We start from the raw sequence: 17,861 nt of genomic DNA, 5'->3' as shown, positions 1-17,861 counted from the left end.
ATTTTCGTCGCGGCGATACACCGACCTGTTCCTATATCGACCGTTTTCGACGTTCAGTCGCGCTCTCTCCGACTATCGTCCGACGTTTCGAGACGAAAAGTCAGCCGCCCGACCTAACAGTGCGGCCGTTACCACTATCAGGCGGTATTACACTGGTACAACTACATGAACGTGGCACGACTCCTTCTTCCCGGACGCGTCCGGCGGAGCTACACCGCGAAGTTGGGGGCGATCTTCGCCCTCGTGATCGCGGTCACCGTCGCGTTCGGCGGGGCAGTCTACCTGGAGATCACGGCTGCCATCGCCGAGGCGAACGCCGGCGGGGACGCGAACGTGGGGGAGGTCGCGGTTTCCGCGATCCTGGGACTGATCGTACTGACGGTAATCAACCTCGGACTGGTCGCGTCGACCGTCGGGGGGAACACCGCCGCCTCGCTTTCCTCGCTGTCGAAGAAGGCCAATCGAATGGGCGGGGAGGAACTCGACGTCGACCTCGAGACCCGCCGTAACGACGAGATCGGCGACCTCTATGACTCCTTCGCCGAGATGCGCGACTCGCTGCGCGAGTCGATCGAAACCGCCGAGCGGGAACGCGAACGCGCCGAGGAGGCCCTCGAGGAGGCCGAGACCGAGCGCGAGCGCGCCGAGGAAGCCCGCGAGGAGGTCGAACGCGAGCGCGAACGCCTCGAGGAAATCAACACCGAACTGGAGCGGGAGGCCGAGCGGTTCAGCGGCGTGATGGCCGACTGCGCCGACGGCGACTTCACGCAGCGACTCGAGGCCCGCAGCGACAACGACGCGATGGTGGCGATCGCGGAGTCGTTCAACGAGATGATGGACGGCATCGAGGACCTGGTGGGCCGGATCGACGGCTTCGCGGAGAACGTCTCCGAGAGTAGCCAGGAGGTGCGAGCGAATGCCGAGCACGTGATGGACGCGAGCGACGACGTCAATCGGACGATCCAGGAGATCTCCAACGGCGCGAACCGCCAGACGGAGAACATCCAGGAGATCGCCCGCGAGATGGACGACATCTCGGCGACGACCGAACAGATGGCCGCGAGCGCGACCGGCGTCGCCGAGACCTCCCAGGAGGCCGCAAGCGCCGGCGAGAAGGGCCGCGAGACCGCCGAGAAGGCCATCACCGAGATGAACGAGGTCGAGGCCCAGACCGAGGAGGCCGTCGAGGCCATCGAGGCGCTCTACGAGGAGACCCAGGAGATCGGCGAGATCACCGAACTGATCGCCGACATCGCCGAGCAGACGAACCTGCTCGCGCTGAACGCCTCGATCGAGGCGGCCCACGCGAACGCCGACGGCGACGGGTTCGCGGTCGTCGCGAGCGAGGTGAAGTCCCTGGCAGAGGAGACGAAAGAGGCGACCGACGAGATCGACGACCTGATCGGGCGCATCCAGGAGCAGTCCCAGGAGACCGTCGAGGACATCCGGACGACCAGCGACCGGATCTCGCGGGGCGTCGACACCGTCGAGGAAACCGTCGACTCCCTCGAGCGGATCGTCGAGGCCGTCGAGGAGGCGAACGACGGCATCCAGGAGATCAACGAGTCGACGGACACGCAGGCACGGTCGGCCCAGCAGGTCGTGGACATGATCGACGACGTCGCCGCAGTGTCGGAGGAGACGGCAGCGGAAGCCGACAGCGTCGCGAACACGGCCGAGACGCAGGCCGAATCCGTCCGGGACGTCTTCGAACGGGTCGACGACCTCGCCGACGAGTCCGACGCCCTGCTCGAGATTCTGCAGGACGCGACGGTCTCGCGGAACGGAACGGACGATCGAACCGCGCGGACCATCGCGGGTGATGCCGCATGATCGACCTCCCGGTCTGGTTCGCGATCGGTGCCCTCGGCATGTTCGTCGGCACGGTGGCGTTCGTCTGGGGCGGCCTCTCGGCCGACGAGGGGTACGTGCGATACTACGCTACTCTGGCGGCGATCAGCCTGATCGCGACCGTCGCGTACGCGGTGATGGCCCTCGAGATCGGCTGGTACACGGTCGACGGCCGCGAGGTGTTCATTCCCCGGTACATCGACTGGATCCTCACGACGCCGCTGTTGCTCGCATTCCTCGGATTGCTCGCGGATGCCGACCGGGATACCCTCCTCAAGGTCGTCGGCGTCAACACCGTCGTGATGGTCGCGGGCTTCGCGGGAGCCGTCCTCTCGGGCACCGAGCGGTTCGCGCTCTTTGCTGTCGGTGGCCTCGCGTACGTGGGGCTCGTCTACCTCGTCGTCGGCCCGATGACGGCACAGGCCGCCGGGCAGGACGACGGCATCGAGTCGCTGTTTACCAGCCTGCGGAACCTCACGATCATCCTCTGGTCGGTGTATCCGGTCATCTGGCTGCTCAGCCCCGCCGGGTTCGCGCTGCTCACCCCCGGCGTGGACGTAATGCTGATCACCTACCTCGACCTCCTGACGAAGGTCGGGTTCGGCCTGATCGCGCTCAACGCGAGTACGGTCATCGAGGCCGAGTACGAGACGACGGGGATCGAAGCCGGCGCCGAACAGCCGGCCTGAGCGCGGAGCCGAGCCTACTTTTTTCGCGGTTCGTCTCGAGTAGCCGGTATGCCGACCGTCCTCGAGACCTACATCGAGAACCGGTTTCGCGTCCAGCCCAACCACGCGAACAACAACGACACGCTCCACGGCGGGAACCTGATGAAGTGGCTCGACGAGGTTGCCGCGATGTCCGCGATGCGCTTCGCGGGCGAGACCTGCGTCACCGCGCAGGTGAACGAACTCGACTTCGAGCGCCCGATCGGGATCGGCGACACGGCGTTGATCGAGGCCTACGTCTACGATTCCGGCCGGACGAGCGTCCACGTCGCCCTGCGAGCCTGGCGCGAGGAACCCCGCAGCGGCGAGGCCGAGAAGACGACCGAGTCCTCGTTCACCTTCGTCGCGATCGACGAGGACGGCTCGCCGGTCTCGGTTCCGGACCTCACCGTCGAGAGCGACGAGGGCCGGGAACTGCGCGAGCGGGCGCTCGAGGCGGAGTACTGAACCGAGACTAGTCGGCGTCCGAAAGCACCAGCACGTACCGCGTCAGCGAGCGGTGGACGCGCCGCTCGAACGCCGCCTCGAGCGTCCAGCCGGCGTCCCGAGCCTCGGCGGCCCACGACCGGTCGGCGACGACGACCGCCCGCGGAGCCACGCGCCGCGCTTCCGATAGCGCCCCGGCGACGAGGTCCTCGAGCCGGTGGGTGTCGATCTTCGACTGGCGGCCGTAGGGCGCGTCGAAGACGACGCCGTCGACCGCGTCGTCGGCCAGTGGAAGCCGGGTCGCGTCGCCGCGACCGACCGACCAGGCCCCGCGCTCGACTCCGGTCGGCGAGGGGTCCTCACGGTCGAGGAAACCCCGCAGGTTCTCGCGGGCGCCCTCGGCCATCTTTCGCTGGGCGTCGGTACCGATCACGTCCGCGCCGACGAGGCCGGCTTCCACGAGCACGCCGCCGGTGCCACACATCGGGTCGAGGACGGTCGCACCGGGCCGCGCACCGACGACGTTGGCGATCGCGCGGGCCAGCAGGGGATCCATGCTCCCGGGCTGGAAGAAAGGTTTGTCCGTCGGCGCGCGCTCGCCGAAGTCCCGGACGCTCTCGGCTGCGAGCCAGCCGAGGGCACAGACGGAGACGTGCTCGCCGCGGGGATCGTCGTCGGCCTCGAGGACGCCGCCGTCCGCGTCGTCCGCGAGTCGACCCTCCGAGAACGTCGCCCGCAACAGGTGGTCGGGGTCCTCGAGGTCCACGGAGAACCCGCGGTCGACCAGGACCTGGCCGAGTTCCCGCTCCGCTCGCTCCGTGCTGACCCCCGTCGAACCGTGGACGTCCGTTGCCCGCACTGCGACCGAGCCCTCCAGATCGATCGGCGCGGCCTCGAGCAGCGCCCGAGCGCTCTCGAGGTCGGCGTCGGTCCGCCCGAGGAGGTCGCTCGCCCGGTGTGTGTAGGCGAGTCCGCGGACACGGTCGGGGACGACGGCGTTCGCGACGGCGAGCCCGGGTGCGATCCGCTCGACGCCGGTCGCGGCGCTTCTCGCCTCGCAGGCCGCGAACGCATCGTCCTCGCCGCCGAGCTCCAGCAGGTACACGCCCGTTGCTCGTCGGGGCTCGAGTATCAGCCTGCCGTTTTCTCAGCGGCGCACGACCGGTTTGATAAACCAATCCCTTGCAGCCGCTAAGCCGACCGATATCGGGGTTTGCGCCGGATATCGGCCAGGGAATAAAGCGGACATATCAGTCCGCGGCACCAACCTTTATAAACCTTAAATACGTCTTTTTAAGCGACTAATGACGGATCCGAAGGACACCATCAACATCGAAAACGTGGTGGCGTCGACCGGCATCGGCCAGGAACTCGACCTCCAGAGCGTCGCGATGGACCTCGAGGGGGCCGACTACGACCCCGAGCAGTTCCCCGGTCTCGTCTACCGTACCCAGAATCCCAAGTCCGCCGCCCTGATCTTCCGTTCGGGGAAGATCGTCTGTACCGGCGCGAAAAGCACCGACGACGTCCACGAGAGCCTGCGCATCGTCTTCGACAAGCTCCGTGAACTCCAGATCCAGGTCAACGAGGACCCCGAGATCGTCGTCCAGAACATCGTTACGAGCGCGGACCTCGGCCGCAACCTCAACCTGAACGCGATCGCGATCGGCCTCGGCCTCGAGAACATCGAGTACGAGCCCGAGCAGTTCCCCGGCCTCGTCTATCGGCTCGACGAGCCCGAGGTCGTCGCGCTGCTGTTCGGCTCCGGGAAACTCGTCATCACCGGCGGCAAGAAGCCCGAAGACGCCGAACACGCCGTCGACAAGATCGTCTCCCGACTCGAGGACCTCGGCCTGCTCGAGTAACGGGACCCACCCGTCCAACCCGCCGCTACGATCTCCCGTCCTCGAGCGACGGTGTCGGCTCGGTCGGGCCCGATCCGCGGGTTCTCGGCCATGTCACGTCTCGTCGTCGTCCACGGCCGCGGCCACGTCCGTCCGTTTTCGTCCGTGTTCCGGTTCCAGCCCCGGCTTCGGCGTCGCGTCACGAACGCCCGCTCCTCTCCGTGGTGACCGACGGTCGACCGCCACTCGCGGCGATCCGAGACGATCACGCCGTAGGATTCGCCGGCCGGTGGTTGACGGGACTGGGGAACGAAGACGGGGAAAATGCAACCGCTCTTCCTCCTTTCGGGCGCTGCGGTGCTCGTCGCCGTGATCGTGGACATCCTGTGGACGACGCTGTGGGTCGACGGCGGCTCCGGACCCCTGTCCGGTCGATTGACGACGATCCTCTGGCGCGGGTTGCGACGCGTCAGCCGCGACGACTCCCGGGTACTCAGCCTCGCGGGACCCCTGATCCTCGCACTCACGCTCGCGATGTGGATCGCCCTGCTGTGGCTCGGCTGGACGTTGCTTTTCGCCGGCGGGACGACCGCGCTCGTCAGCACCCAGACCGACCAGCCCGCGACCTGGTCCGGCCGGGTTTACTACGTCGCCTACACGATGTTCACGAACGGGAACGGCGACTACACGCCTACCAGTTCGACCTGGGAGATCGCCAGTTCGTTCACGACGGCGACAGGGATGGCATTCGTTACTCTGGGCGTCTCCTACGTCCTCGCGGTGCTCGGGGCCGTCTCCGAGAAGCGATCGTTCGCCAGCGACGTCACCGGGCTCGGCGACCGCAGCGAACGATTCGTCCGCACGGGGTGGGCCGACGGGACCGGCGACGCGGACGGCGACCGCACTCCCACCCGCGGCCTCGAGCTCCCCCTCGAGTCGATGGCCACCCAACTGTCGCTGCTCGCGGAACAGCACAAGTCCTACCCGATCCTCCACTACTATCACAGCGAGAGCGATGACGAAGCCTCGGCGATGGCCGTGGCGATCCTCGACGACGCCCTGACGCTGCACCGCTACGGGATCCCCGACGACCGGGGACTCGATCCCGCGCTGATCGAGACCGCGCGAGCGAGCGCGGACAGCTACCTCGAGACCCTCGACGCGGCGTTCATCGACCCGGCCCCGGAGGTGCCGCCCGAACCGGACCTCGACCGACTCCGGGAAGCGGGGATCCCGACCGTCCCGGACGATCAGTTCGAAACGGCACTCGAGGAGTTGAGCGACCGCCGCCGGAAGCTCCGCGGAATCGTGGAGGCCGATGCCTGGGAGTGGCCGCCGACGAGCGGCGACGTCGAGGGTGGAATCAGGGAGGAAGTCCCGCAGTAATAGCTCGTTACTCGCCGCTTACGACTCGTTACTCGGCGCTCGTCACTCGATCGACGCGAGGTATGCCCGGCCGTCCTCGGTGATTCCGAACATGTCGGTGGAGATCCGACGGACGTGGCCCCGGGACTGTAACGCGTCGCACCGCTGGGTGACCGTGATCGGGTGGGCGTCCAGTTCCGCGGCCAACTGGGTCACCCGCGCTGGGCCACGCTCCTCGAGGGCCGCCAGAAGCGCCCGATCCGAGCAACGCACCATCCGTGGGTGAAGCTACCACACCACACTGGGATATAGTGGTTTCCCCACCCTCGCGCGCCGAGGAATCCCTCCGACGCCGGAAACGACGCTCCAGTCGATGGGCGGCGAAACCGCGGAGCGAACGAAACAGCCGGCGATTCGCTCGAACTTCGGACCGATCATACCGAGTTTTCGACCGTTTATCTGGGCCTAATTCGCCGAGACTGGCCCGAATCCTCCGTGACCGTCGAAACGGGTTGGCGACTTTAACCGTCCCCAGGGCGTGGCACTCGAGTACATGCCGACCCATCCCGACCGTACGTGGCGGCAGTCCCCTGGAGCCCGGACCGGATCGAACCGAGCGAACGCGGCCCCCCGCAGTCCCGGCGGCCACGCGCTCTCGCGTGGCACGCTCGAACGAGTCCTCGAAAACGACCGCCGGCGAGCGACCCTGGAGACGCTTCTCGAGACCGGCGAGTCGCTCTCGCTGGGGACGCTGGTCGGCCGACTCGCGGACGCCGAGGGCGAAGCGACGACGGTGAGTACGGTCCACGAACGCCGCCAGCGCGTTCACGTCTCGCTGTGTCGTACGCACCTGCCGCTGCTCGAGTCCCACGGGCTCGTGACCTACGATCGGGAGCGGGGCCTGGTCTCGCCCGGCGACCGACTGTCCGCGGTCGAGACGGAACTCGAGGCGGCGCTCGAGGCGACCGACGGGAGGTGACCCCTCGTCTCGCCCGGCATTCCGTCCCCGTTTGGCACAAGTGTTAACATGACACGCACGAATCGACGACTAGCCGAGTCGGACCGAAGTCAGAGGCACGTGGCCCGGCTCGGCCACCCCTGTTCCCGGGACCGATCGCCGAATCGGATCGTCGAGCCTCCCGGCTGAACCCCCATCCCCCATCCCCCATCCCCCATCCTCCATCGTGATCGAGTCCGGCGACAGAGCGAGAAGCGTCCGATCGACGACGAAAAGCCACAACGGCAACCGGACACTCCGACGGCAGCCGAGCGGACTCGAAAACGCCGCCTTACTCGACCAGCCGCTCGATTTCGGTCACCAGCACGTCGCTCGCGCCGGCCTTCTTGACCTCGGTGATCGTCTCGAAGACGTCGCTCTCGTCGACGACCGCGTGGACCGCGACCTTGCCGTCGCCGTTCTCGTCCGCGATGTCCATCACCGTCGGGCCGCCCATTCCCGGGATCACGTCCCGGACCTCCTCGAGGCGGTCCTCGGGAACGTTCATCATCAGGTACCGCTTTCCCTCGGCCTGCTTGACCGAGGCCAGCGCGGTCCTGACCTCCTCGACCTTCGGGTCCTCGAGGGCGTCCTCGCGGGCGAAGAGGCGAACGGAACTCGAGAGGACTTCCTCGACGACCGCGAGCCGGTTCATCTTCAGCGTCGTCCCCGTACTGGTGATGTCGACGATGGCGTCGGCCATCTCGACGTGGGGCGTGAGTTCGGTTGCTCCCGTCACTTCGACGACGTCCGGTTCGGGGTCGACGCCCGTCTCCGCGAAGAAGTCCCGCGTGATGTTCGGGAACTCGGTGGCGACGGTCTTGCCGGCCAGGTCCTCGACCGCCGAGATGTCGCCGTCCTCGGGCGCGGCGAGGACGAGTCGACAGCGGCCGAACTCGAGATCGAGCAGTTCGGCGACGTCGTCGACGCGGGCCTCCCGGACCTGATCGTAGCCGGTGATCCCCACGTCCGCCGCGCCGTCGGCGACGTACTCCGGAATGTCCGCGGCGCGGGCGAACAGCACGGAGACGTCGGGATCGACGGTATCCGCGTAGAGCTTTCGGTCCGCACCGTTCTCGAGATGGAGCCCCGCCCGCTCCAAGAGGTCGATCGTCGGCTCGTGCAGGCGGCCCTTGTTGGGAACGGCGATTCGCATTGGGCGTCCGTTCGGGCCGGCGCGGGAACTGTTTTTCTATGTCGCTCGCGGCGACGTTCCGACGGCATCCGCGAGCGGCGGGGTCGGGTGCTCGAGCGGGGCGGTTTCCGGCGACGGGCACATGCGAAGTCGGGACGACGAGCTGGGTGATCGGCCGCCGTCCGGGGAACGGGCTCAAAGGGAGAGGTCCGCACGCCGGAGCAGTTGTGCGTTGATCGCCACGATCACCGTGCTCGCGGACATCAAGACCGCGCCGACCGCCGGGGAGAGCAAGACGCCGATCGGCGCGAGTACGCCCGCAGCCAGCGGCAGGGCGAAAACGTTGTAACCGGCAGCCCAGGCGATGTTCTCCTGCATCTTGCGGTAGCTCTTCGCGCTCAGCCGGACGAGACGCGCGACGTCCCGCGGGTCGTTCTCGACCAGTACGACGTCGGCCGACTCGACGGCGACGTCGGTCCCCGACCCGATGGCGATTCCGACGTCCGACCGGGTCAGCGCCGGCGCGTCGTTGACGCCGTCGCCGACCATCGCCACGAGGTGCCCCCGATCCTGAAGTTCCACGATCTTCTCGTCTTTGTCCTCCGGCAGCACCTCTGCGAAGACAGTGTCTATCCCGAGGTCGTCCGCAACGCTGTGGGCCACGTCCCGGTCGTCGCCGGTCAGCATCGCCACCTCGACGCCCATCCCGTGGAGCGCGTCGATCGCCTCGTAGCTCGCGTCGCGGATCACGTCCGCCAGCGCGATCGCGCCGACGACCCGGTCGTCCCGAAGGATGTAGACGACGCCCTCGCCGCGCTCGCCGGCCGCCTCGGCGAACCGCTCGAGGGCGTCGCCCGGCCCGATCTCGAGGTGGCGAAGGAGGTTGGGGCCGCCGACCGAGACCGTGTAGCCGTCGCGATCGGCCGTATCGGCGGTCGCTCGGCCTCGCCCGGAATCGCCGACGACGGCCGGGGTCGCGTCGCGTTCGACCGTCGCGCGGACGCCCCGACCCTCGAGGGCCTCGAACCCCCGCACGTCGGGGACCGAGAGGTCGCGGTCGCCTGCCTCCTCGCGGATCGCCTGTGCGATCACGTGTTCGGAGTCACCCTCCGCGGCGGCCGCGAGGGTCACGACGTCGTCCGCCTCCCAGTCGTCGACCGCCGTCACGTCGACGACGCCCTGTTCGCCCTCGGTGAGCGTTCCCGTTTTGTCGAAGACGACGGTGTCGAGGTCGCGAGCACGTTCCATCGCGATCCGGTCGCGGACGAGCATCCCGTTGCGCGCGGCCATCGAGGTGTTGATCGCGACTACGAGCGGAACCGCCAGCCCGAGCGCGTGCGGACAGGCGATAACGAGGACCGTGACGACCCGTTCGACCACCGGCAGGCCGAATCCGACGGCGACGGTCCAGGCGACGGCCGTCACCGCCGCGACGCCGACCGCGGCGTAGAAGAGCCACCCTGCCGCGCGATCGGCCAGCACCTGCGTCCGCGAACGGCTCTCCTGGGCCTCCTCGACGAGGCGCATGATCCCCGACAGCGTCGTCTCCTCGCCGGTCGCAGAGATTCGGACCCGCAGGCTGCCCTCCCGGTTGGTCGTTCCGCCGATGACCTCGTCGCCCGGTTCTTTCCCGACGGGTTTCGACTCGCCCGTGACCATCGACTCGTTGACCTTCGACTCCCCGTCCTCGACGACGCCGTCCGCCGGGACGTTCGCGCCCGGCCGGACGAGCACTAGATCGCCCTCCTCGAGGTCGTCGACGGGAACCTCCTCGGTTTCCCCGTCCGCCGTGAGCCGTTCGGCCGTATCCGGCAGCAGTTCCGCGAGTTCGTCCAGCGCGCCCGACGCGCGCCTGACCGACCGCATCTCGATCCAGTGACCCAGCAGGAAGATGACGATCAGCGTCACGAGTTCCCAGAAGAACGGCTCGCCGATCCCGACGCCGACCGCCGCGAGGCTGTAGCCGAACGCGACGGTGATCGCAAGCGAGATCAGCAACATCATGCCGGGTTCGCGGTTCCGGGCCTCGACCGCACCCATCCGGAGGAACGGCACGCCGCCGTATGCGAAGACGACCACGCCGAAAACGGGGCCGACGAACTCGCTGCCCGCAAACTCGAGGGCGGCGTAGCCGAACCACTCCTGGATCATCGGGCTGTAGTACAGCACCGGGAGCGCGAGGACGAAACAGACGAAGAACCGGCGTTTGAACAGTTCCTCGTGGTCCGAGTGGTCGACGTGGGCACCGTCGTCGCCGTCGCCGTCGCCGTCCCCGTCCCCGTCCCCGTCCCCGTCCCCGTGGTCGTGTTCGGCCCCCTCTCCTCGCTCGCGGCCGTGATCGCGGTCCTCGTCGGGCTCCCCCAACTGGCGGTCCGCCTCCGCCGTCCCCTCGAGCCCCGTCGAAGGGGCGGCACCCGATTCCGGGACCTCCCGGTAGCAGCGACAGACGCGACAGCACGAACAGTACGCGTCGGTCGGACTTCGCCCCTCGTCACGGTCCGTCCTCGTCGACCGCGGCGAGGCGTCGGGGGCGGAATCGACGTCGACCATAGCGTGTGAGTACGACCCACGCCGTCATAGTCCTCATCCATGCACCGTCCCAACGCCCGCCGGGAGGACGGCGAACCGGTTCGGCCGAGCGTAGCGTCGGCGGGCACGAAAAGCGTAACACGTAGGGAACCGTCGAGCGAAAGCCGAACGGGACCGTGGATCGAAGGACGCTCGACAGGATGGTAGCCGCCGTCGTCGCCGGAATCCTCCTCCTGGGTGCCGGCGCGGCCTGGCAGACCTACCGACAGGCCCAGGCTCACGCCGGCATGATGGGCGGCCACGGCGGGACGATGCACGGCGTCCACCCGGTCTGGTACCTGCTGGGGGCCGTGCTCGCCGGGGGAATCGTCGCCGGCGCGTACGCGCTCGGTCGGGAGCAACTCGTCGGCGGGACCGAACCCGAAGCCGAAGCCGGACCCCCGACCGCGGGGAGCGAAAGAGACGACTCTCCAGCCGCTGGCGGTCACGGAAGCGGCGACGGCGGAACCGGGAGCAGTGACGGGCAGCGGGCCGAAGCCACCTCGAGCGCGACGGCCGTTCTCGAGGTGCTCCCGGAGGACGAGCGCCGCGTCCTCGGGCCGGTCGTCGACTCGCCGGGGCTGACGCAGATCGAACTCCGCGACCGGGCCGATTTCTCGAAGAGCAAGGTCAGCCAGACCGTCACCGACCTCGAGAAGCGGGGACTCCTCTATCGCGAGAAACAGGGCCGTACGTATCGGGTGTACCCGAGCGACGACCTCGAGGGTGACGGATAGGGTCCACGGAGCAGACGACGACTCGAGGTTTTTGACGCGCGAGCGCCAACGACGGGTATGGCGATCGAACACGGCGACCTGACCGTCTCCTGGCTCGGCTACGCGACGGCGCGCATCGAGGCGTCGGACGGCACCGTGGTCTACACCGATCCCGGCCGCTACGGCACGCTCGACGGCACCTGGGCACAGCAGTATGGCGGCGCGTCCCACCCGAGCAGCGACCCCTACGACGCCCGGGACGGCGACCTCGTGGTCGTCACCCACGACCACCACTACGACGACGACGGGATCGAACGCGTCGCGAGCGAGGACGCGACGCTCGTCGTCTACGAGGACGTCTCCGCCGAGCGGATCACCGCGGGCGGCCGCGACGTCGTCCCGCCCGAGGACCTCCCCTACGACGTCCGCCGGGTCGCGTACGGCGACGAACTCACCGTCGCGGGCGTCGACGTGGAGGTCGTCCCCGCGTACAACCACCCCGACGGCCCGAACGCGCCCGGCGGCGACCCGATCCACCCCGAGGGGTTCGGCTGTGGCTTTCGCCTGACCGTCGACGGCGTCCCCTGCTTCTGGACCGGCGACTCGGACGTCATCGACGCCCACGACGACCTCGAGGTCTCGCTGTTCATGCCCTCGATCGCGCAGAACTTCACGATGGACCGCCACGACGCCGCCGACCTCGCCGAACGGCTCGCGCCCGACCTCGTCCTGCCGATCCACTATAACACGTTCCCCGACCTCGAGGCCGACTCGCAGGCGTTCGCTGGGGACGTGGCGGGCCGCGGAGTGCCGGTCGTCCTCGACGAAGATTGAGCCTCGGAAACGATCAGGCTGTCCGAGAAATGTTCTCGGACGATCTCGGCCCGTATTTTCATCTGCGTTCACGCCCGGATCGACAAATCGACCCGGGCCGTAGGGACGAACGAGGTGATAGCAAATGCGTACCCAACGCTACCGACTCGGACTGGCCGCGCTCGTCGCCCTCGCGCTGCTGGGTGGCGCGGCGCTCGCAAGCGCCGACGACGGCACCGCGGACGCGGACGCGAACGCAAACGCGGGCGACCTCGAGTCGACCGACGCCCACGACTGGATGGGCGATCGCGCGGGCGAGCACGGCGACCACCACGACGGCGCACACCAGCACGGCGACCACCACGCCAGCGACCACGAACCCGGTGTCCACCACGGCGAGCAACATCAACACGACCACGAAGCCGCCGGGGCGTGTCACTGATCGTCGCTGAAACGCGCGAGCACCGCTACTCAGCCATCCCTTTCCTGCTAACGGGAACTGAAACACGACCGGCGCGTGGCCGGATTCGTGCCGTGGGTAATTTCCAGCCACAACACTATTGGTGAGAGGACAGACATAAGCGGAAACATGGGGCAAAAAACGGGCGGGAAAACTGAACTCCAGCGTGATATCTTACTCACGTGGTACGAGAACCCGGACGCGACCCAGAAAGAGATCGCCGAGGCGTGCGATTGTTCGGCGTCGTACGTGAGCGACGTAACGAACAGGTTCGACGACTACGACCACATGGAAGCCATGATAGATCGGCGTGACAAGGAACTCGAGGAGATGTTCGGCGAGGATATTTTCGACACTATGCCGAACGCGAACGCTTCCGCCGGTCCCGGGCTCATCGAAATATACACGCGGCAACCGGACAATCTCGCGGGCTACCTCGTGCGCGGTTCGATTCTCGTGGTTCTGCTCTTGCTCTTCTACCGGATCGCGATCGTTCTTGTCTGAGAGCGGCCCCTTTCGTTCCAAACGTCACTGGGAAAGGGACGACGTCGATTCCGGGCGTCGTCAGCCCGTCACCCGATCCGAGACCCACACGAACGGCCGGAACGGCAGGAAGACGTAGTCCTCGTGGGGGTCCCACTTCATGAACGCCAGGCTGTTCGAGACGACCGAAACGCTCGAGAACGCCATCGCCAGCCCGGCGAGTGCGGGGTTCAGCAGGCCGATCGACGCGATCGGGATCAGCGTCGCGTTGTAGGCGAGCGCCCAGAACAGGTTCTGGCGCACCTTCGAGATGGTCGCGTCGGCGACTCGCATCGCCTTCAGCACGTCGGCGGGATCGTCCCGCATCAGCGTGATGTCGGCGCTCTCGATGGCGACGTCCGTCCCGGAGCCGATCGCGACGCCGACGTGGGCGGTCGTCAGCGCAGGCGCGTCGTTGACCCCGTCGCCGACCATGATCGCGCGGCTCCCGTCCGCCTGAATTGCGTCGATTTCGTCGGCCTTGTCCTCGGGCAGCACCTCTGCGTGGACGTTCTCGGGATCGATCCCGAGCTGGTCACCGATCGCCCGGCCGGTGCGCTCGTTGTCGCCGGTCAGCATCATCACGTCGTAGCCCCGCCGCTGGAGTTCCGCGACGGTCTCCCTGGCGCTGTCCCGGACCGTATCCGCGGTGGCGACGACGCCGAGCAACTCGTACGCTCGCGGTTCCTGACCGTCACCGCTCGCGGGGTCCGCGGGGCCGGGCGCCGCGCTCTCGAGGGCGACCAGCATCGCGGTCTTCCCCTCCCGCTCGAGCCGTTCCATCGTCGCCTCGACGGGCGCGGGATCGACGCCGTTGTCTTCCATCAGTTTGCGGTTGCCGACCAGCACCTCGCCCTCGGAGACCGTCGCGCGGATGCCGTGGCCCGGGACGTTCTCGAACTCGGTCGGCTTCTCGAGGTCGACGCCGCGCTCCTCTGCCCCCTCGACGATGGCCTGTGCGAGCGGGTGCTCGGAGCCGGACTCGGCGCTGGCCGCGACCGAGAGCAGGAGGTCGTCGTCGACGGCCCGTTCCCGTTCTCCTTCCCGTTCCTTTGCCTCGCGGTCCGCGAGCACGCCACCGTCGGGTGCCGGCGTGCTGCCGTCGGACCCGCCGTCCGTCTCGAGCGCCTGGTCGATCGGCACGACGTCGGTCAGCCGCATGTCGCCGTGGGTCAGCGTCCCCGTCTTGTCGAAGACGACCGTGTCGATGCCGCGGGCCTTCTCGAGGATATCGGCACCCTTGTAGAGGACGCCGTTTTTCGCCGACAGCGTCGAGCCGACCATCGTCGCCATGGGGGTCGCCAGTCCCAGCGCGCAGGGGCAGGCGATCAGGATCGCCGAGGCGAGCACGATCACGGAGAACTCGAAGACGGGCACGCCACCGAGTTCCGGACCGATCGGCCCACCCCCGACGGGCTGGAGTACCGGGATCCACCCGCCCAGCGACGAGGCGATCGGGTACAGCGCGTCGTGGAAGAAGAACCACAGGATCGACCAGACGACGGCGTTGACGATCACCGCGGGCACGAAGTAGGCGCTGACCGTGTCGACCAGCCGCTGGACGTCGGGCTGGCGCGCCTGGGCCTCTTTCACCCGTGCGACGATCTGCTGGATCGCCGTCTCTTCGCCGACGTTGGTCGCCTCGACGTAGAGGACGCCGTTCTCGTTGATCGTCGAGCCGACGACCTCGTCGCCCTCGCCTTTCTCGACGGGGACCGACTCGCCGGTGACCATCGACTCGTCGACCGCGCTCTGGCCGTCGACGACGACGCCGTCGGTCGGGATCTTCTCGCCGGGCCGGACCTTCATCACGTCGCCGGGTTCGACCTCCTCGAGCGGAACGACGCGTTCCTCGCCGGGGACGGCGTCGCCGTCCGCCGGAGGCGTCTCCCACTCGACGATCGTGGCCTCCTCGGCCTGCATCTCGAGCAGTTCACGCAGCGCCGAACTCGCGCGGGCCTTCGAGCGGGCCTCGAGCCAGACGCCCAGGTAGATGAACCACAGGATGAAGGCGACGGCCTCGAAGTACAGCCCCTCGCTGGCGATGAGATCGAAGAGCACCGCCGTGCTGTAGACGTATCCGACGGAGGTGCCAAGCGCGACGAGCGTGTCCATGTTCGCCTGGTGGTTGTTGACCAGGGACTTGTACGCGCCCGCGAGGAAGTGCCGGCCGAGCGTGGCCATCAGCGCCGTGGCAAAGAGGAACTCGACCCAGTCGAACCACTCGGGCAGGAAGTCGACGGCGAACATCTCGGCCATCACGAGCAGGAACGGCGCGGCAAGGAGGCCGCCGATGATCGTCCACCGGCGCTTCGTCCGGAGTTCGCGCTGGACGGCGCTCTCCCGCTGTTCGGTCAGTTCATCGCCGTCGTCGCCGACGCGTTCGGGTTCGAACCCCGCGTCCTCGATGGCGTCGTAGATCGTCGCCAGCGAGGTGTCCTGGGGGTTGAACTCCACCGTTCCCTCTTCGGTTGCGTAGTTGACCGTCGCCGAGAGCACGCCCGGGACGTCCTCGATGGCGTCCTCGTTCGTCTGGGCGCAGGTCGAACACGACATGCCGGCGATCTCGACCGTCGTCTTCGTCCGATCGGGCTCGTAGCCGGCGTCCTCGATCGTCGCGTAGATCTCCGACAGCGAGACCTCGTCGGGGTCGTACTCGACGGTGCCCTCGTCGGTCGCGAAGTTCACGTCGACGGCCTCGACCCCCTCGAGGTCGCCGACGGACTCCTCGACCGTCCCGGAACACGTCGCACACGACATCCCCGAGATGGCGATGGTAGATTTCACGGTGTGATCACTCGACTCGTACTACGGGCCGACGTTTCAAGCGGTTTACTACTAACGGATCGGCCCTCTTCCGCGCCGCGACTTCAGAATGAAAACTCGTGTCGACCACCGACTGTAGTAACAAAAGATTCGGCCGCGAAGCGACGACGACACCGGGGGTAGTTGGACGTACTCTGAGCGATCGGAGATCAGGGGAACGACGGACCCGGCTCTGCCGTCCCGGCGAACTGATCGGCGAACAGCAACTCGAGCAGTTCGGGCGTGACGTAAGCTTCGACGAACGCGGCGAGTACCAGCAGGAGCCAGCCGAACACGGCGAAGGCAAGGGTCCGGTAGAGGTACGGTTTCGTGACGAACGCGTCCCGGGAGCCGAATACCCGCTCGCCGAACCGGTAGAGCAGGCGGAACCCGACGCCGGCCGCGATGAACAGCGCGGGCAGTTCGAAGATCCCGTGGGGCGCGATCCCGGCGACGATGTAGCCGACGCCGATCTCCCCGCCGACGGCCGCGGCGACGTTGCCGACGATGACCCCGTTGAAGACCATCAGAAAAGCCGTCAGGAGACCCAGCGACAGCGCGCCGACGATCGACAGCAGGAACGGCTGGGAGTTGTTCCGGATGAAGAAAGTGGCGGTGAGCTGAAACTCCCCGTCCTCGAGTTCGGGGAACAGGCCCTCCTCGAGCAACTCGGCGATGAGTTCGAGCAGGTTGACCCCGGCCAGCAGGAGGACCACGCCGACGACCGTCCCGAACGCGAAGAGGCCGATCGAGAACCGGACGTACCGCCGGTGCTCGAGCCAGCCCGCGGCCAGTCCCTCGAGGAGCGTGGGTCGTCCGAACCGGGGGAGGACCGCGAGCGCGGCGAACGCGACGCCGAGACCGGCGACGCCGGCGACGGGAGCGGGATCATCGTGTGTGGCGAACGTGAACGCGGCCGTCGCGAACGCGGCCACGGCGAGGGCGACGGCCAGCAGCGACCAGTTCCGGACGGCACCCGGTCCGGGTTCGGGTCCGGACTCCGATGGATCGAAGCCGGGATCCGATTCCGGAGGCTCCGACGCCTCGTGGCCGTCGGGAAGGTCGACCTCGATCCGCGAGTCGTCCGCGCGGCGTACGGTCTCGGCGTCCGTTCTCGAATCGCGTTCGGTTCCGGCGTCGGTGCTCGAGCCGTCGACCGGTTCGCGTTCGGGACCGAACTCGAACCTGCCGGCGGAATCGTCGCCGGTCCCGTCGCCAGTCCCGTCGCGGTCGTCCTCCGCGTCGTCTCGGCTCCCATTGGGGCCGCCGTTCATGCCACACGGTTGGGTAAAAGCAAGGATAAATCCGCCGCCTCCCCTCACCAGGGGACGTTCGCCGGCGGCGAGCGACCGTTCTACCGGTCGACGAACCCGGAGCTGTCGGCGTTCGACGGCGAGAGCGCACGCCGGTTCGGGGCGTCGGTGGCCGAGGTGCGATCGGTGCGGGTTCGACGGCTCGATTCGCTCGCCGACAATGGCAAAGACGGCGGCGACGGCGACGACGGGAGCGTATCCCTCCCTCCCCCGACGCGATCAGGATCGACGTCGAGGGCGCGGCACCCGCCGTCCCGCGCGGTGCGCGATCGACCCTCGAGACCCACCGCCCGACGGTGGTCCTCGAGATCCACGACG

At 67.9% G+C, this 17,861-nt stretch carries 16 protein-coding genes; 10 read left to right on the top strand and 6 right to left on the bottom strand.

Annotation, left to right across the window (positions count from 1 at the left end):
• The first annotated feature begins 165 nt into the window (after nucleotides 1–165).
• From CHINAEXTREME_RS05275 to CHINAEXTREME_RS05265, 3 genes are read left to right on the top strand one after another with little or no spacing between them, the layout of a single operon-like run.
• Nucleotides 166–1,833, top strand: coding sequence for a methyl-accepting chemotaxis protein (locus CHINAEXTREME_RS05275; protein ID WP_007141432.1), 1,668 nt, complete (start codon nucleotides 166–168; stop codon nucleotides 1,831–1,833).
• On the top strand, nucleotides 1,830–2,540 hold the full coding sequence (locus tag CHINAEXTREME_RS05270; protein ID WP_007141431.1) for a bacteriorhodopsin: 711 nt from the start codon (nucleotides 1,830–1,832) through the stop codon (nucleotides 2,538–2,540). The genes CHINAEXTREME_RS05275 and CHINAEXTREME_RS05270 overlap by 4 nt, the downstream gene beginning before the upstream one ends.
• A gap of 48 nt (nucleotides 2,541–2,588) precedes the next feature.
• The gene (locus CHINAEXTREME_RS05265) at nucleotides 2,589–3,026 is read left to right on the top strand and encodes an acyl-CoA thioesterase (RefSeq protein WP_007141430.1); all 438 of its coding nucleotides are present in this window, start codon (nucleotides 2,589–2,591) and stop codon (nucleotides 3,024–3,026) included.
• Between the two features lie 7 nt (nucleotides 3,027–3,033).
• Here the strand turns inward: CHINAEXTREME_RS05265 and CHINAEXTREME_RS05260 are convergent, their stop codons facing one another.
• Nucleotides 3,034–4,110 (bottom strand): methyltransferase domain-containing protein, encoded by a 1,077-nt coding sequence (locus tag CHINAEXTREME_RS05260; protein WP_007141429.1) that lies wholly within the window; start codon nucleotides 4,108–4,110, stop codon nucleotides 3,034–3,036.
• A 199-nt stretch (nucleotides 4,111–4,309) separates the two neighbouring features.
• On the opposite strand from CHINAEXTREME_RS05260, the gene CHINAEXTREME_RS05255 reads away from it, so the two are divergent.
• Together CHINAEXTREME_RS05255 and CHINAEXTREME_RS05250 are read left to right on the top strand one after the other, a co-directional pair.
• Nucleotides 4,310–4,870, top strand: coding sequence for a TATA-box-binding protein (locus CHINAEXTREME_RS05255; protein ID WP_006671604.1), 561 nt, complete (start codon nucleotides 4,310–4,312; stop codon nucleotides 4,868–4,870).
• A gap of 303 nt (nucleotides 4,871–5,173) precedes the next feature.
• A complete protein-coding gene (locus CHINAEXTREME_RS05250) occupies nucleotides 5,174–6,235 on the top strand; it encodes a potassium channel family protein (protein ID WP_007141428.1) in 1,062 nt (353 codons plus the stop codon).
• Nucleotides 6,236–6,277: 42 nt separating this feature from the next.
• Here the strand turns inward: CHINAEXTREME_RS05250 and CHINAEXTREME_RS05245 are convergent, their stop codons facing one another.
• Nucleotides 6,278–6,490, bottom strand: coding sequence for a MarR family transcriptional regulator (locus CHINAEXTREME_RS05245; protein ID WP_029601412.1), 213 nt, complete (start codon nucleotides 6,488–6,490; stop codon nucleotides 6,278–6,280).
• A 262-nt stretch (nucleotides 6,491–6,752) separates the two neighbouring features.
• On the opposite strand from CHINAEXTREME_RS05245, the gene CHINAEXTREME_RS22130 reads away from it, so the two are divergent.
• Nucleotides 6,753–7,193 carry a DUF7344 domain-containing protein gene (locus CHINAEXTREME_RS22130; RefSeq protein WP_010546403.1) on the top strand — a complete coding sequence of 147 codons (441 nt, stop codon included), beginning with the start codon at nucleotides 6,753–6,755 and terminating at the stop codon, nucleotides 7,191–7,193.
• Nucleotides 7,194–7,503: 310 nt separating this feature from the next.
• Here CHINAEXTREME_RS22130 and hisG read toward each other — a convergent pair whose 3' ends face one another.
• Both hisG and CHINAEXTREME_RS05230 read right to left on the bottom strand, forming a co-directional pair.
• Complete coding sequence (gene hisG, locus CHINAEXTREME_RS05235; protein WP_007141425.1) at nucleotides 7,504–8,367, bottom strand: ATP phosphoribosyltransferase; 864 nt, start codon at nucleotides 8,365–8,367, stop codon at nucleotides 7,504–7,506.
• Between the two features lie 174 nt (nucleotides 8,368–8,541).
• Nucleotides 8,542–10,896, bottom strand: a complete 2,355-nt coding sequence (locus CHINAEXTREME_RS05230) for a heavy metal translocating P-type ATPase (protein ID WP_007141424.1) — start codon at nucleotides 10,894–10,896, stop codon at nucleotides 8,542–8,544.
• 179 nt (nucleotides 10,897–11,075) lie between these two features.
• On the opposite strand from CHINAEXTREME_RS05230, the gene CHINAEXTREME_RS05225 reads away from it, so the two are divergent.
• The 4 genes from CHINAEXTREME_RS05225 (at nucleotide 11,076) to CHINAEXTREME_RS05210 (ending at nucleotide 13,407) form a co-directional block, all read left to right on the top strand.
• Nucleotides 11,076–11,651: a helix-turn-helix transcriptional regulator gene (locus tag CHINAEXTREME_RS05225; RefSeq protein WP_007141423.1), complete on the top strand. Its 576-nt coding sequence runs from the start codon at nucleotides 11,076–11,078 to the stop codon at nucleotides 11,649–11,651.
• Nucleotides 11,652–11,708: 57 nt separating this feature from the next.
• On the top strand, nucleotides 11,709–12,464 hold the full coding sequence (locus CHINAEXTREME_RS05220) for an MBL fold metallo-hydrolase (protein WP_007141422.1): 756 nt from the start codon (nucleotides 11,709–11,711) through the stop codon (nucleotides 12,462–12,464).
• 124 nt (nucleotides 12,465–12,588) lie between these two features.
• Nucleotides 12,589–12,885: a hypothetical protein gene (locus tag CHINAEXTREME_RS05215; protein ID WP_010546404.1), complete on the top strand. Its 297-nt coding sequence runs from the start codon at nucleotides 12,589–12,591 to the stop codon at nucleotides 12,883–12,885.
• A 147-nt stretch (nucleotides 12,886–13,032) separates the two neighbouring features.
• Nucleotides 13,033–13,407 (top strand): MarR family winged helix-turn-helix transcriptional regulator, encoded by a 375-nt coding sequence (locus CHINAEXTREME_RS05210; protein ID WP_007141421.1) that lies wholly within the window; start codon nucleotides 13,033–13,035, stop codon nucleotides 13,405–13,407.
• Nucleotides 13,408–13,467: 60 nt separating this feature from the next.
• On the opposite strand, the gene CHINAEXTREME_RS05205 is transcribed toward CHINAEXTREME_RS05210, so the two are convergent.
• Together CHINAEXTREME_RS05205 and CHINAEXTREME_RS05200 are read right to left on the bottom strand one after the other, a co-directional pair.
• Complete coding sequence (locus CHINAEXTREME_RS05205) at nucleotides 13,468–16,212, bottom strand: heavy metal translocating P-type ATPase (RefSeq protein WP_274520348.1); 2,745 nt, start codon at nucleotides 16,210–16,212, stop codon at nucleotides 13,468–13,470.
• Nucleotides 16,213–16,400: 188 nt separating this feature from the next.
• A complete protein-coding gene (locus CHINAEXTREME_RS05200) occupies nucleotides 16,401–17,504 on the bottom strand; it encodes a stage II sporulation protein M (RefSeq protein ID WP_007141419.1) in 1,104 nt (367 codons plus the stop codon).
• Between the last annotated feature and the right edge of the window lie 357 nt (nucleotides 17,505–17,861).

This window comes from Halobiforma lacisalsi AJ5 (assembly GCF_000226975.2).
GTDB lineage: Archaea > Halobacteriota > Halobacteria > Halobacteriales > Natrialbaceae > Natronobacterium > Natronobacterium lacisalsi.
This window is presented reverse-complemented; position numbering and strand designations above follow the sequence as displayed.

Bases quoted from the DNA above. Each gene is read 5' to 3' on its own strand.
- CHINAEXTREME_RS05210 (WP_007141421.1), top strand. From the start codon at position 13,033: ATGGGGCAAAAAACGGGCGGGAAAACTGAACTCCAGCGTGATATCTTA.
- CHINAEXTREME_RS05275 (WP_007141432.1), top strand. From the start codon at position 166: ATGAACGTGGCACGACTCCTTCTTCCCGGACGCGTCCGGCGGAGCTAC.
- hisG (WP_007141425.1), bottom strand. From the start codon at position 8,367: ATGCGAATCGCCGTTCCCAACAAGGGCCGCCTGCACGAGCCGACGATC.
- CHINAEXTREME_RS05245 (WP_029601412.1), bottom strand. From the start codon at position 6,490: ATGGTGCGTTGCTCGGATCGGGCGCTTCTGGCGGCCCTCGAGGAGCGT.
- CHINAEXTREME_RS05250 (WP_007141428.1), top strand. From the start codon at position 5,174: ATGCAACCGCTCTTCCTCCTTTCGGGCGCTGCGGTGCTCGTCGCCGTG.
- CHINAEXTREME_RS05200 (WP_007141419.1), bottom strand. From the start codon at position 17,504: ATGAACGGCGGCCCCAATGGGAGCCGAGACGACGCGGAGGACGACCGC.
- CHINAEXTREME_RS05215 (WP_010546404.1), top strand. From the start codon at position 12,589: ATGCGTACCCAACGCTACCGACTCGGACTGGCCGCGCTCGTCGCCCTC.
- CHINAEXTREME_RS05230 (WP_007141424.1), bottom strand. From the start codon at position 10,896: ATGGTCGACGTCGATTCCGCCCCCGACGCCTCGCCGCGGTCGACGAGG.
- CHINAEXTREME_RS05225 (WP_007141423.1), top strand. From the start codon at position 11,076: ATGGTAGCCGCCGTCGTCGCCGGAATCCTCCTCCTGGGTGCCGGCGCG.
- CHINAEXTREME_RS05220 (WP_007141422.1), top strand. From the start codon at position 11,709: ATGGCGATCGAACACGGCGACCTGACCGTCTCCTGGCTCGGCTACGCG.
- CHINAEXTREME_RS05270 (WP_007141431.1), top strand. From the start codon at position 1,830: ATGATCGACCTCCCGGTCTGGTTCGCGATCGGTGCCCTCGGCATGTTC.
- CHINAEXTREME_RS05255 (WP_006671604.1), top strand. From the start codon at position 4,310: ATGACGGATCCGAAGGACACCATCAACATCGAAAACGTGGTGGCGTCG.
- CHINAEXTREME_RS05265 (WP_007141430.1), top strand. From the start codon at position 2,589: ATGCCGACCGTCCTCGAGACCTACATCGAGAACCGGTTTCGCGTCCAG.